Genomic DNA, 13,607 nt, shown 5'->3' with positions numbered 1-13,607 from the left:
GATGGTCGGAGTGGACGGCTCGGAGTCGAACGTCGCCCCCGTTTCCATGGCGCTCCTCGCGGTGTGGTCCTCGTCGGCCTGCTTCTGGCGTCGCTGTTCGCCGGTCTGTCGCCGTCGAGGCGTCCTGACGCAGACCGGGCCGGACGAGTCCCTTCTGTCCAGGTTCCGGGTGATTGGTTGGTGGGTAGATCTCTGACGGAGGCTGACTCGATGCCGTGGTTCGTTTGGCTGCTCACCGCCGGGGTGCTTGGTGTCGCGGAGTTCTTCACCCTGACGCTGGTTTTCGGGTTGCTGGCGGGCGCCGCATTGGTTGCCGCTGTCGTCGCTGGTGTGGGCATCGGCCTTCTTGGCCAGCTTGTGGCGCTCGGGGTGGCTGCGGCAGCGGGTCTCCTCATCGTCCGTCCTGTCGCGCTGCGTCATATGGCACAGGCTCCGCTCACACGCGAGGGCAGCGACGCGCTGATCGGCAAGCGGGCCGAGGTCGTGCAGGAGGTCACCGCGAGCCGCGGCCTGATCAAGATCTCCGGGGAGGATTGGTCGGCTCGTGCCCTCGACGAAAGCCATGTGATCCCGGTGGGGGCGCTGGTGGACGTCATGGAGATCGAAGGTGCTACAGCGGTCGTCTACCCCCGCGAACTCCTTCCGTGAACGGTTGAACAGGTAGCAAGGGAGGAAGTGTGGATCCGGTTGTCATCCCGATTCTTGTGGCGGCGATTGTTGTTGTCTTCCTCGTGGCCGCCACGGTGCGGATCGTGCCGCAGGCGCGTCGCTACAACATCGAGCGGTTCGGCCGGTATCGGCGGACGCTGCAACCCGGCCTGAACTTCGTCGTGCCGGTGGCGGACCGTGTCAACACCAAACTCGACGTGCGCGAGCAGGTGTATTCGTCCGAGCCCAAGCCGGTGATCACCGAGGACAACCTCGTGGTGAACATCGACACCGTGCTCTACTACCAGATCACCGACCCGAGGGCGGCGGCCTACGAGGTGGCTGACTACCTGCATGCGATCGATCAGCTCACCGTGACCACCCTGCGGAACGTCATCGGCTCCATGGACCTGGAGCAGACGCTCACCTCACGCGAGGAGATCAACACCCGGCTCCGCACCGTCCTCGACGACGCCACCGGCAAGTGGGGCATCCGGGTCAACCGTGTCGAGATCAAGGCCATCGATCCGCCGCACACCATCAAAGAGGCCATGGAGAAGCAGATGAGGGCCGAGCGCGACAAGCGCGCGGCCATCCTGCACGCCGAAGGGGAGCGGCAGGCCAAGATCCTTACCGCGGAGGGCACGAAGCAGAAGGACATCCTGGAAGCACAGGGCACCCAGCAAGCCATGATCTTGCGGGCGGACGGCGAGGCCAAGGCGGTGGAGCGCGTCTTCCAGGCCGTCCATCGCAACAATGCCGACCCGAAGATCCTGGCCTACAAGTACCTCGAGACGCTCCCGCACCTGGCGAAGAGCGACAACAACACGTTCTGGGTGATCCCAGGCGAGCTGACCGAGGCAGTTCGCGCCGTCACCCACGCATTCGGCGATCACTCAACGATGGGTCTTCCCAGATCTGCGCAACCGCAGGAAGCAACCACTACCGATGCTGACGGAGCGCCGGACGAAGGCGGGGCCCCGGAGCTCGAGGCAGGCTCGTCGCTTTCGCTCGATGCCGCCGCGGCTGCTGAAGAGGTCGCGAAGCAGGCCGACGCCGTCGTGAGCGACGCGAAGGCCGAAGCCGAGGCCGCGAGGGCGCCCCAGGTGCCGGGCCGGGGGCAGACGTCCGGCGATTGAGCGCCGACGGCGAGGGCCCCGGGACTCCCGACACGACCACGCCGCAGCGGGCCGCCGCCGGGGTCGCCGAGTGGGCGGGCTCCCTCGCCATACCGGCCTACCAGAAGATCGAGACCGCGACGCCCTTGCCCACGAGAGGATCCGTATGCCGCTCCTGCTCGGGCGGGCCTTTTCGAGAACGTCTTCCAAGAGGTCGTCCGGCGCGCAGGTGGTGCACTGCGACAGCGGGGTCGCCACGTCACGTACGCGCAGTTCCGTGCGCTGCGTCACGGGGATCTTCGCGAAGTACGACAGGTCGACCAGGCCGCTGGGGCGGCCTTCGAAGTCGATCAGGGGCAGGGTGGAATCGCGGGCCCGCATTGCCACGTCGTCGACGCAGCATTCCACTGTGAGCCAGTCGGGGCAGGTCTCCACGGGGCTCGACATGGCGTCGGCCGCTCGTACCCCGTGCAGGGCTGAGGCCATTCCGGCCTGCCGTCGCTCCGCCTTGGCGACGATGAGGACGAAGAAGCCGATGATCATCAGCCACAGACCGCCGAAGGTGCCGCGAAGGACGGAGATCCAGCCGCCGGCGATCAGCAGGAAGCCGAGTACCTGGCCACTGCGTGCGGCTGCTCGTTCGGCCCGGTCCCGATCCCCGGTACGCCACCAGATGACGGACTGCACCACACGTCCTCCGTCCAGCGGCGCCGCGGGCAGCAGACTGAACACTCCCAGCAAGAAGTGCACCCACGCCAGCCACACCAACACCGCGGCCAGCACCGCCCAGCCGAACAGCGCGTTCAGCCCGACTCCCGCACCGAGCGCCACCGCGCCGACGACAAGGCTGGTGAGCGGCCCGCCGACGGCTACCAGGAAGGCCGCGCCGGCTGTGCGCGGCTTGCCCATCTGGGTCATCCCGCCCAGCGCCCAGAGCGTGACGTCCTGGACAGGGATGTCCTTCCTCCGGGCGATGAACGCGTGAGCGGCCTCATGAGCCAGCAGGCTCCCGATGAGCAGCACGGCCCCCACCAGCCCGGCGACCGTGTACGTGGCGTTCGACCGGCCCGGAAGCCAGACGGGGAGCGTCTGGCTTCCCAGGCTGTATCCGAAAAGGACCACAAGCAGGGGCACAGTCCACTGAATGCGCAGCGGCACGCCGAGAACTCGTCCGATCCGTACCGAGCCGTTCATCGCCATCTTCCATGGCTCCAGCAGGCGGTTCCCCGCCCGAGCCGCAGGCCCACGGGGCGCTCCCGGTGATCGGATCCTTACGGTGTCCGCCTACTCACAGTGTTGCTCGCCGACCCGGTGCCTGGGGCCCACCCGCAGGAGCGCTGCTACTTCACACGAGGCACGGCTTGCCGGCCCCTTCTCAAGCCTCACCGGTCATCCCTCCCGCCGAGTGCGGCCCGTCCCGCACGGCGAGCTGCTCACGCGTTCCCCGTACAGTCATCGTCGGCGGCAGCGTTCAGGGGGTGACGGGAGTCGAGCCCGCGCCATAACGGAACCACTCGGCATCGAGGGCCGCGCTGGGAAGAGTCGAGGACCCCCGCCCCTGAAGGCCGGGGGTCCTTTGTGCGAGCGTGCTCGCCTCCGGTCAGTGGCTGGTGAGCTCGCCGGTCAGCTTGCTGTGGAGGTCTGCGCTGGGGTCGTTGAGCCCGATGATCTCGACGGTCTTGCCGCGCTGGGCGTACTTCGTCTCGATGGTGTCGAGGGCGGGCACGGAAGAGGCGTCCCAGATGTGCGCGGCGGACAGGTCGATGACGACCTTGTCCGGGTCGGCGGCGTAGTCGAAGTGGCCGATGAGTTCGTTGGACGACGCGAAGAACAGCTCTCCGGTCACCCGGTAGACCACCGTCGTGCCGTCCGGGTCGGTGACGGCCGTGACGTCGGCGAGGTGGGCGACGCGCCTGGCGAACACGACCATCGCGGCCACGGAGCCGACGACGACGCCGAGGGCCAGGTTCACTTCGAGGAGACCGGCCTCGTCGTGCCCTCCGCCCGCTCCCAGGGCGGCTTCCGCCTCTACACGGAGACAGACGTCGCCCGCCTCATGGTCATCCGCCGGATGAAGCCGCTCGGCTTCACTCTGGACCAGATGCGCGAGCTGTTGGATGCCACCGACCGCCTCGACTCCGAATTCGACCTCGACGTCCACGAGCGCGAGGCCATTCTGGAGCGCGTGCGCGAGTACCAGCAGGCCGCCGCCGAGCAGGTCGAGAAGCTCCGCGTCCAGCTCGCCCGCGCCGAAGACTTCGAAGGCACCCTCCGCGCCCGCTTGGAGCAGAACACCCCGCCACCCGCGCCTGAGGAGATGGCCTTGCGGGTCCGGTCGGAGGTCATGCCCTCCATGAGGACCAGGGCCTGGGTCCAGGCGGCGACGGCCTCGTCGGCGCGGGCCTGGGCGGCGAGGCTGTCGCCGAGGTCGGCGTGGGTGAGAGCGTGGACGCGATTGTACTTGTCGGGGTCTGGTTCCAGCCGTGGAAGCTGTGGCAGGACGAGACCGTCGAAGAAGCGCTCCCGAGCGTGGCTCCGACCTCGACTGGGCCGGAGCCGACGACGTCCGTGCTCCCGTCCACGTCCCCGTCTCCGACGGAGGAGGGGCGGCAGACGGTCGCTCAGGGTTCCCTGATCGACCAACCACGAGCACGCGACCACCGGCACGGTGAAGCTCATCCGGCTGCCCGGCTCGCACACGGTGCGCCTGGAGAACCTGGACACCAGCAACGGCCTTGACCTGCGCGTCTGGCTGACCGATGCGCCGGTCAAGGAGGGCAAGGCGGGCTGGCACGTCTTCGACGACGGGAAGTACGCCAGCCTGGGCGAGCTGAAGGGCAACAAGGGAGACCAGGACTATGCCGTCTCCGCGGACACTGATCTGACCGGTCTCACCAGCGTCGCTGTCTGGTGCGACCGCTTCGACGCCTCCTTCGGCGCCGCCGAGCTGGCAGTACTCCACGCGAGTCCGCTCCGGGTGCGCCCGCCCGCTGCCCCTTCTCCACGCCTGCGGGAAGACTCACTCGAACCAGGCTTGGGTGGAGAGTTCGGGTTTGAGTCCGCGGTCGGTGCGGCCGATGAGTACGGCGGATGAGATCAGCCCGACGTGGCTGAGGGCTTGGGGAACGTTGCCGAGGAACGCACCCGTGCCCGGATCGATCTGTTCCGGCAGCAGGCCCAGCGGGTTGGTGTACGCGCACAGCCGCTCGAAGAGTTCTGTGGCTTCGGCGAGGCGCCCTTGGCCGACCAGGTTGTCCACGTGCCAGAAACCGCACAGGACGAACGCCCCCTCGCGCCCGCCGACGCCGTCCGGCGACTCCGCGGGTAGATACCGGTACAGGAGCCCGCCGCCCGCGTCGAGCCGCTCGGCCACCGCCCGGCAGGTGGCGATCATCTTGGGATGGTCGGCTGGCAGGACCCGGCGCAGCGGCAGCCCGAGAAGAGAGGCGTCCAGCCCTCCGTCGGGGCTCAGGTGCTCGGTCAGCGCGCGGAGGGCGGGGTCCCACGCGTCGGAGAGGATGCGGCTCTTGATCGCTTCGGCGTCCTGCTCCCAGGCACGCGGGTCGCCGGGCAGGTGCAGGCGGCGGGAAAGTCTCGCCGCGCGGTCCAGTGCCACCTGGCACATCGCCGCCGAGTAGGTGAAGGGACGCGCAGGCGACCGTACCTCCCAGATGCCGTGGTCGGGCCTTGCCCAGGCCGTACGGGCGGCCTCGGCCAGGGACCGGAGCCGCTCCCACAGCCGGGCGTCGAAGGACCCACCGGTCGCCGCCCACTGGAACGCGCAGTCCAGGATCTCCCCGTACGCGTCGTGCTGGACCTGATGGGCCGCGTCGTTCCCCCAGCGCACGGGGGAGGAGCGACGATAGCCCTCAAGTTCGGGATCGATGGTCTCTGCAGGTGCCGGGCGGCCGTCAATGTCGTAGACGACTCGTGGCCCGCCTGAATTCTCGACCGCGTCCAGTACCCAGGTCAGGAACCCGCCGGCCTCCACCGGGAGGCCGATCCGGCGAAGCGCGAAGACCGTGTACGCGGCGTCCCTGACCCAGGCGTAGCGGTAGTCCCAGTTGCGGTCGCCGCCGATCCGCTCCGGCAGCGAGGAGGTCGCGGCGGCGACGATCGCCCCGTTGGCGAAGTAGTCCAACAGCTTGAGGGTGATGGCCGACCGGTGCACCAGATCGCGGTGCGGGACGTCCTGTACGAGGAAGTCGGACCAACGGCGCCAGACACGGATCGTCTCCGCGACGGCGCCGTCGGCGTAACGGGGCGGTCTGGCGCCTGGCTCCCACTGCAGGCAGACCCAGCAGCGATCCCCCTCGCGCATGCTCGTGACACCCGGCCAGGCAGGCAGCGGACGGGATCCCCGGAGGAGCAGTTCGACCCGATGAGTGGAGGCAGCGAGTCGCACGTCTTCACCGGCGCGCCGTATCGAGGCTCCGCCTCGGGGCTCCAGCCGGAGCCCGATCTCGGCCCGCCCGTGCACCACCTCCACCAGGCGCAGAAAGGTTCCGGTGCCTGCGTGGGCGTCCTCTTCGAGCGCCGCGCCAGGGCGCAGCAGCATGGTGTCGGTGATCCGGACCGTGCCCTCTGTCGACCGGATCTCGGTGACGAGCACACCGGTGCCCGGGACGTAGTACTGACGGCTCTCCGCCGCAGCGGCCACGGTGAGGTGGAAGGCACCTCCGCGCTCCCGGTCGAGTAGGGGACAGACCAGAGCGGGTGAGTCGAACCTCGGCACGCACAGGAACCCCGTTGATCCGTCCCGCCCCACTAGCGCACACGTACTCCCATCGCCGATCAACCCGTGGTCCTCCAGCGGCAGGTATCCGGCCTGTCGGACGAGCGGGAGCCCCTCGCTCATCGCGTGCGGCCTGACCGGGTCATGGCGCCCCTCCTGGTGCTGCGCGAGCGGGCGGCCGGCGCGGCTCCGCTCGGTCTGGACTCAGCCGCGTTCACGTCGGTGCTGCCGGCCTACGCCGCCACAGTGTCGTCGTGGCTGTCCTCGGGCGCACGGAGGATGACGACGGGGCACGAGGCGTGCAGAGCACACTGCTGGCTCACGGAACCGAGCAGCAACCGGGCGAAGCCGCCCCTGCCTCGATTTCCGACGACCAGCAGCTCGGCGCCTTCGGCTGCGGTGATCAGTGCCTGGACGGCGTTCCCGCGCACCATGTGCTCCTCTACCGGTACGTCGTGGAGCGTGCCGAGAACGTCTCCGATCTCGGCGCTCAGTGTGCGTTTTGCCTCTTCGGCATTGAGGGCCGCATCCATCGCAGGGGCCGACCAGCCGATCGCTCCTGTCACGTCGTACGCCGCCACCGCCTCGACGCCCGCTCCGGCCATCCGCGCGTAGTCCACGGCCCAGTGCAGGGCCGCGTAGGAGGCCGGGGAGCCATCGATGCCCACGACGACCCGTTTACTACCCGCTTCGGCCCGCACGTCAGGTCACTCCCTTCGATGGCCGACGATGCCACTCGAAAGCCGCGAATCGTCCCTCAAAGGGCGCATACCCCAGACCGCTGCTCTGTATCCGGGCGGGAGACTGATGGTCGAAGTCGCTTCCTGTTGACAGGGTGGAAGGGTGCTGTCCGCATGCCCGCCGATCAGCCCGGGGATTGCGTGTCCGTGCCGGCACTCGCGTGAGGTCTCCCCAGCAGTTCGGCGAGACCGCGTCGGGTGGCGGCGATGACGACGCGGTCTTCCGGTCGCATGGCATAGCCGGGGTGGAGGTCCCACAGCAGCTGGGGCTGCTCACCGTCGTGACGGGCGGATGCGAGATCGGACGGCGTGTGCTGGGTGCGGCCGTGTCGATGGCGAGGACGCGCCAGGCGCCGGGGCGGAAGGCTTCGGAGACGGTACGTCCTTCGAACTGGGGGTGTCCGGCGACGAGGAGGGCGGCGAAGAGGAGGACCTTGCGCTCGACGAGGAGGGCGGCGAAGAGGAGGACCTTGCGCTCGACGGGGATGGTGCCGAGGATCTGGCGGCCCATCATGGCGCCGGCGAACGCGGGTGCCGCGAGGTGGGTGACGCTGCGGCTGCGGGTGAGGGCCTCGGGGTGGGCGGTGCGCAGGACGCGGTAGACGGCAGTGGCGAACTCGTCGTCGTACAGCCGCAGGGTCACGCACAGATCGGCCTTCACGGTACGGGCATAGAGCGCGGCCTCCAGGTTGGTGGTGTCGGAGCTGGCGAGGGCGAGCAGGGCGTGCGCCCGATGGATCTTCGCCGCCTCCAGGATGCCGTCATCGGTGACGTCTCCGAGGACGACCGGCACGTGGAGGCTGCGGGCGAGAGGGATGCCGCGGGCATCGGGGTCCTCCTCGACGCAGACCACGGGGATGTCGAGTTCTCGCAGCCGGGCCAGCACCCGGCTGCCGACCTTTCCGAAGCCGAGCAGGACGACGTGGCCGGACAGGCCGCGGGGGCGGACGGCGCAGGGCGCCCGTGCTGGGGAAGGTGCCGAGCGCTTCCAGTGCTCCGGCGACGAGGAGGGGGAGCAGGGCGAGGCCGACGAGACCGGACAGGAGCTGGAGGATCTGGTGGGTGGCCGGTGCGTCGATCGCGGGGTCGTTGATGGAGCACAGGTCGAGCAGCGTGATGTACGCGGTGTGCACCGGGTCGGCATCGGTGAGCGCGGTGGTGGTGAGCGTAAGGGCGAGTACGGAGGCCACGATCCCGGCGAGCGCTCACCGCAGACGGCTGGAGAAGAGCTCGCGCAGCGGCGCCCCACGGTGGGCCAGGCGTCGAGCGGGCAGGGCGGGACCGGCGTACTGGACGGTTTCCAGACGACGCTGCCGCGCCCTGTGCTGCCCGCCACGGTGCGGTCGTCGGGCAGGAGGACGGGGCCTTGCGGGCCGCTGGCCTCCGAGCCTTCGGCGCCCGCCGGGTCGGCGGTCGTGGACGACAGCAGCGCCAGGGTGCACAGCCCGGTGTCCGGTTCCTCGCCGCGCCCGGGCGGTTGTGTTCGGCGGCCCGCAGCAGGACGCCGTCGGCCTGGATGACCTTGCTCGTGCCGGCTACGGCGGTGGCGGCGAGGGCGGGGGCCGCGGTGTCCGCGTCGGACAGGACGGTCGTGGAGGCGTCGAGGATGGCCCGGTCCATGCCGGGGGAGTGCACGAGCGCGGCTTGGTCGAGCAGCTCCTCCAGCTGTTGGCCGAGCTTGCGGTTGTACATGCGGAGTGCGGGGCGATCGTCGTCAGCGTGTCGAGCGTGAACGGCACGTCGGGCAGGACCGGCACCGGCAGGGAGGACGGCAGGGCGCCCTTGTCGCCGACGGTCGGCACCGCGATGGCCGCGCCGACGGTGATGACGGTGAGGATGACGATGGACACCAGCGGGGCGGGGATCACGGTGGTGATCTTCGGGAAGAAGACCATGAGTGCCAGGCCGGCGGCGATCAGCGGGGCCGCCCAGGTACCAGTCACCCGAGCCGCGCGATCACTGATGGTCTCGCTGCCACGAGCAGCGAGACCATCAGGCGGCCCGGGGGAGGTGCCGCGCTTACGTCGACGGCACCCTGGTACCCGCTCGGGCCCTCTGCACATGCCGCCCTTTCCGCGCGGCTTGACGATGGGTGGATGGACGTCACGGAGGTGCTGCTGCCCGGCGTGGGATTGCGCTACGAGTTCACGAATCACCGGGGTGAGCGGGTGGCGGTGGTGGCCAGGCGTACGGGTGACTTCGAGCTGGTCGTCTACGGGGCGGAGGATCCGGACGAGGGGCGGCCGGTGGTCGAGCTCAACAACGAGGAGGCGGATGCGGTCGCGGAGATCCTGGGCGCCCCGAGGATCGCGGAACGGTTCGCGGACCTGACCAAGGAGGTGCCCGGTCTGGCGTCGGGACAAGTCGAGGTGGGGGCGGGCAGCGCGTTCGACGGCAGGCCGTTGGGTGACACGCGGGCGCGGACACGGACCGGGGCGTCGATCGTCGCGGTGGTCCGGGGCGAAGAGGTGATCGCCTCGCCCACGCCGCAGGAGCTTCTCCTGGGCGGGGACGTCCTGGTGGTGATCGGTACCCACGAGGGCATCACGGGCGTGGAACAGATCATCCGGGGCTGAGGGCGTGCGTACGCCGGTCGCGCTGCTGCTGGAGCTGGGCGTGATTCTCGCTGCCCTGAGCGTGCTCGGGACACTGGCGCGGCGCTACACGCTCTCGCCGATCCCGCTCTACCTGCTCACGGGACTTGCCGTGGGCGAAGGGGGGATCGCCCCTGTCCCGGCGGCGGGTGCGTTCGTCGAGACCGGCGCCGCCATCGGAGTGATCCTGCTTCTGCTTGTGCTCGGTCTGGAGTTCTCGCTGGCCGAGTTCGCGGTCGGGATGCGGCGGCACGTGCCGTCGGCGCTGGTCGACGCGGCGCTGAACGCCGCTCCGGGCGCGGTGGCCGGATGGCTGCTCGGGATGGACGGGATCGGGATCCTCGCCCTGGCCGGCGCCACGTACATCTCGTCCTCCGGCATCGTCGCCCGCCTGCTGTCCGACCTGCACCGCCTCGGCAACCGGGAGACCCCCGCGATCCTGTCGGTCCTCGTCCTCGAAGACCTCGCCATGGCCCTCTACTTGCCTGTCCTCGCCGTCCTGGCCTCCGGCGGGCTGTGGTGGCAGGCGATCCTGGGCGTACTCGCCGCCGTCGGCGCGGTCCTGGCCGCGTTCACCGTCTCCTACCGCTGGGGACACCATCTCGGCAGGCTCGTCTCCCACCCCGATGCGGAACAACTGCTGCTACGGGTCCTGGGCCTCACCCTGATCGTCGCGGCGCTGGCCGAGCTCGTCCACGCCTCGGCCGCCGTCGGCGCGTTCCTCGTGGGGCTGACACTGACCGGGGAGACCGCGACCCGCACGCGGGCCGTGCTCAGCCCCCTACGTGATCTCTTCGCCGCGGTGTTCTTTCTGGCGATCGGCCTGTCCGTCGACCCCAGCGACATGGTAGCCGTGCTGCCCGCCGCGCTCGCGCTGGCCGCCGTCACGCTCGTCACGAAAGTCGTCACCGGGCGGTACGCGGCCGCCCGCGACGGGGTCGGTCGCCGCGGGCGATGGCGCGCGGGGACCGCACTCATCGCCCGCGGGGAGTTCTCCCTCGTCATCGTCGGACTTGTCGGAACCATGCACGGCACGCTGGGCCCCCTGGTGACTGCGTACGTCTTCATCCTCGCCATCGCCGGCCCCGTCCTCACCCGCTTTGTCGGCGGTCCTCCCCGCCCCTCCAAGCCGGCACCCGAGCTGCAGGAGGGTAGGCCACCGGCGTCGTGAGGCGTGTGGATGGGGAGGTTCAGCGGCTGCGCCCACGTCCCGGAACGGCGTCCGTCCCGTACCCGACCCCGTCACCACGCCGTCGGTCTGGGCCGTGACCTCCCTTGCGGCCTTGGCCCTGGTTACCGCCTTCAACTTCCTCGACCAACAAGGCGATGCCACTCTCGATCTCATCGCTCTGTCCCTGCTGGTGGCTCTGGTGAGCGCAGGGGCCCGCTTGGTCGCTGCACCCGGCAGCGCCCTGGCCTGCTGGCTCATCCTCAATGCCTTCGCCACGCCGCCCATGGGCCGGCTCACCTGGGCAGCCCCTACGAACTCGGACGCTTGGCCTGCCTCCTCGCGGCATCAGGCATCGGAACGGCGATCGCCCGACTCATCCACGCTCGCGTGCCTATCGGCGCCTCAAGCTGTGAACCACAGCTGTCGCGTGGAGCCTTGACTTCGTGAAGGCCGGCGCGGAGGTAGTTGCGGACGCCGGTCAGGGGTGCCCGGTCGCTGGGACGCCACGCAGGCGAGGTGCATCGACGTTGTACGGCGCCCATGGGAGGCACTGGGCGGCCTCGGGTGGGCGTGTCACGGGCTCGGCCCGGTTTCCGGTGCGGGATGTTCGTCTCCGACGATCGGCGAGCGTGCGGAGGTGTCCCGGTGGAGGCGAGCAACGGCGAGCGGAATCGGCCCGAGCCCCCATCCCGGGTGCCGTCGGAGCCTGCGAAGCGGTCGGCTCCGCTGACGCGTCTGTGGGCTGCCGTGTCGGGGCCCCCGCCGGGGCCGGCGCGGCCGGAGTTCTGGCGCAGCCCGCTGCGGGGGCTGTGGCTGACCGCTGTGCTCGGACTCGTCCTGTTGGTCGGCATCACGCTGCTGTTCGTAACGGGCCTGCTGTCGTACGCCGCGTACAACCCGGATCTGTCGCCGGTCAACGACCAGACGCCGGACAAGGGGTGGCTCGGCTTCTACCTGTTCTCCTGGCCGACCTCGCCGTACTGGCTCTACCGGGTGAACCAGGGCGTACACGTGGTCCTGGGCGTCGCCCTCGTGCCGGTCCTGCTGGCGAAGTTGTGGTCGGTCATCCCCAAGCTGTTCCAGTGGCCGCCCGTACGGTCGGTCAGCCACGGCATCGAGCGCCTGTCCTTGCTCCTGCTGGTGGGCGGCGCCGGCTTCGAGTTCGCCACAGGCATCCTCAACGTCCAGTTGCACTACATCTTTCCGGGCTCCTTCTACGTCCTCCACTTCTACGGGGCGTGGGTGTTCATCGGCGCCTTCGTGGTGCACGTGGCCTTCCGGCTGCCGCGTGCCCTGCGCGCGGTGAGGTACGGACGCGAGCTGCCGGAAGCCGGTACGGAGGAGACGGCCGGCCTTGTGTCGCCCCGGCCGGCGCCGCCGACCATCTCACGGAGGGGCGCCCTGGGCATGGTCGGACTGGGGTCCCTGGCACTGTTCGTGGTGACGGCCGGGCAGAGCGTGGGCGGCTGGTGGCGCCACACGGCGCTGCTTGCCCCGCACGGCAGGGATCCCGGCTCAGGACCGAACGGTTTCCAGATCAACAAGACCGCGGCATCCGTCGGGATCCGGCCCAGCGACATCGGCCCCGCCTGGCGGCTGACCGTGCGCAGCGCGGGCCGCCAGGTCGTGCTGACCCGAGATGCGCTCCTGGCCATGGAGCAGCACGAAGCGGCGTTGCCCATCGCCTGCGTCGAGGGCTGGTCGACCCCCGACCAGCTGTGGAGCGGCGTTCGGCTCACGGACTTGGCCGCACTGGTCGGGCGCGGCACGGACACCCCGCGGGCCCTGGTGGAATCGGTACAGCGGGGAGGGGCGTTCAGCTCCGTCGCCCTGAGGGACAACCAGGTACGAGACCACCGTTCACTTCTGGCCGTACGCGTCAACGGAGCCGCGCTCTCGCGGGACCACGGCTACCCGGCCCGCGTGATCGTCCCCGGCGCGCCCGGCGTCCACAACACCAAATGGGTCACCCGGATCACCTTCGGAGAATCGGCATGAGCCACAACGCCGCTTTCCGCCGCCGCTACGGAGCTTCCCCGTTCCACCTGCTCCTTGTGCTGGCCTCCTTCGCACTCGCCGCGTACGCCGGCGTCCGTCTGCTCAAAGGGGACACCCTGGGCGTGGCCCTGTGGTTCGTCGGGGCCGCGCTCCTCCACGACCTCGTCCTGCTCCCCTTCTACGCGGTGACCGACCGGGCCGTGCAGCGCCTGTTCAGGGAGAAGGCAGGTGCGGGGGAGGAGCCGCCGAGGCCGAGCGTCAACTACGTGCGTGTTCCGGTCTTCGTATCGGGGCTTCTGCTGCTGGTCTGGTGGCCACTGATCCTGGGCCGGGTCGACCACTACACCGTGTACACAGGGCTCCCGGCCGACGGGTTCCTGGGACGCTGGCTGCTGATCACAGCCGCGCTCTTCGTCGCCTCGGCAGCGATCCTCCTCGTCCGAAGGTGGCATGAATCGGCGCCTCGACGACGAGCGGCACGTCGTGAGCGACGAGCACGCGAAGCCGCGCGGTGACGGCGAGGGACGGCGGCTCGAGACCCGAGCGGTGCCGGTCGGCTGGCGGCCTCTCCCGCAGGGCGCGTCGCCGGGTCGTGCGGAAGAG

8 protein-coding genes and 6 pseudogenes are annotated in these 13,607 nt (G+C 69.9%); 8 read left to right on the top strand and 6 right to left on the bottom strand.

What is annotated here, in order from left to right; genetic code table 11:
* Positions 1 to 210 precede the first annotated feature (210 nt).
* A complete protein-coding gene (locus ACFY8U_RS08330; RefSeq protein ID WP_389567307.1) occupies positions 211 to 648 on the top strand; it encodes an NfeD family protein in 438 nt (145 codons plus the stop codon).
* Positions 649 to 677: 29 nt separating this feature from the next.
* Positions 678 to 1,787 carry an SPFH domain-containing protein gene (locus ACFY8U_RS08325; protein WP_389567304.1) on the top strand — a complete coding sequence of 370 codons (1,110 nt, stop codon included), beginning with the start codon at positions 678 to 680 and terminating at the stop codon, positions 1,785 to 1,787.
* Positions 1,788 to 2,378: 591 nt separating this feature from the next.
* Here the strand turns inward: ACFY8U_RS08325 and ACFY8U_RS08320 are convergent.
* Both ACFY8U_RS08320 and ACFY8U_RS08315 read right to left on the bottom strand, forming a co-directional pair.
* A pseudogene (locus tag ACFY8U_RS08320) lies at positions 2,379 to 2,960 on the bottom strand (site-2 protease family protein); the annotation flags it as partial.
* Between the two features lie 406 nt (positions 2,961 to 3,366).
* A pseudogene (locus tag ACFY8U_RS08315) lies at positions 3,367 to 3,735 on the bottom strand (STAS domain-containing protein); the annotation flags it as partial.
* Here ACFY8U_RS08315 and ACFY8U_RS08310 point away from each other — a divergent pair.
* Positions 3,736 to 4,068, top strand: a pseudogene (locus ACFY8U_RS08310) (MerR family transcriptional regulator); the annotation flags it as partial.
* Positions 4,069 to 4,199: 131 nt separating this feature from the next.
* Positions 4,200 to 4,719: pseudogene (locus ACFY8U_RS08305) on the top strand (DM13 domain-containing protein); the annotation flags it as partial.
* A gap of 66 nt (positions 4,720 to 4,785) precedes the next feature.
* Here ACFY8U_RS08305 and ACFY8U_RS08300 read toward each other — a convergent pair.
* From ACFY8U_RS08300 to ACFY8U_RS08285, 4 genes and pseudogenes are all read right to left on the bottom strand, one after another.
* Positions 4,786 to 6,624, bottom strand: a complete 1,839-nt coding sequence (locus ACFY8U_RS08300; RefSeq protein WP_389567301.1) for a glycoside hydrolase family 15 protein — start codon at positions 6,622 to 6,624, stop codon at positions 4,786 to 4,788.
* Positions 6,625 to 6,734: 110 nt separating this feature from the next.
* The gene (locus ACFY8U_RS08295; protein WP_389567299.1) at positions 6,735 to 7,202 is read right to left on the bottom strand and encodes a universal stress protein; all 468 of its coding nucleotides are present in this window, start codon (positions 7,200 to 7,202) and stop codon (positions 6,735 to 6,737) included.
* Between the two features lie 164 nt (positions 7,203 to 7,366).
* Positions 7,367 to 8,948 (bottom strand): annotated as a pseudogene (locus ACFY8U_RS08290) (potassium channel family protein); the annotation flags it as partial.
* Positions 8,936 to 9,163, bottom strand: a pseudogene (locus ACFY8U_RS08285) (sodium-independent anion transporter); the annotation flags it as partial. The pseudogenes ACFY8U_RS08290 and ACFY8U_RS08285, both read right to left, overlap by 13 nt.
* Before the next feature lie 174 nt (positions 9,164 to 9,337).
* On the opposite strand from ACFY8U_RS08285, the gene ACFY8U_RS08280 reads away from it, so the two are divergent.
* From ACFY8U_RS08280 to ACFY8U_RS08265, 4 genes are all read left to right on the top strand, one after another.
* Positions 9,338 to 9,817: a cation:proton antiporter regulatory subunit gene (locus tag ACFY8U_RS08280; protein WP_389567296.1), complete on the top strand. Its 480-nt coding sequence runs from the start codon at positions 9,338 to 9,340 to the stop codon at positions 9,815 to 9,817.
* Between the two features lie 4 nt (positions 9,818 to 9,821).
* A complete protein-coding gene (locus tag ACFY8U_RS08275; RefSeq protein ID WP_389567293.1) occupies positions 9,822 to 11,006 on the top strand; it encodes a cation:proton antiporter in 1,185 nt (394 codons plus the stop codon).
* Positions 11,007 to 11,753: 747 nt separating this feature from the next.
* Positions 11,754 to 13,004, top strand: coding sequence for a molybdopterin-dependent oxidoreductase (locus ACFY8U_RS08270; RefSeq protein ID WP_389567291.1), 1,251 nt, complete (start codon positions 11,754 to 11,756; stop codon positions 13,002 to 13,004).
* Positions 13,001 to 13,519 (top strand): hypothetical protein, encoded by a 519-nt coding sequence (locus ACFY8U_RS08265; protein ID WP_389567289.1) that lies wholly within the window; start codon positions 13,001 to 13,003, stop codon positions 13,517 to 13,519. Before ACFY8U_RS08270 ends, ACFY8U_RS08265 begins: the two co-directional genes overlap by 4 nt.
* Positions 13,520 to 13,607 lie beyond the last annotated feature (88 nt).

This window comes from Streptomyces sp. NPDC012508, from assembly GCF_042902595.1.
In the GTDB taxonomy this organism is placed as follows: Bacteria; Actinomycetota; Actinomycetes; order Streptomycetales; family Streptomycetaceae; genus Streptomyces.
This window is presented reverse-complemented; position numbering and strand designations above follow the sequence as displayed.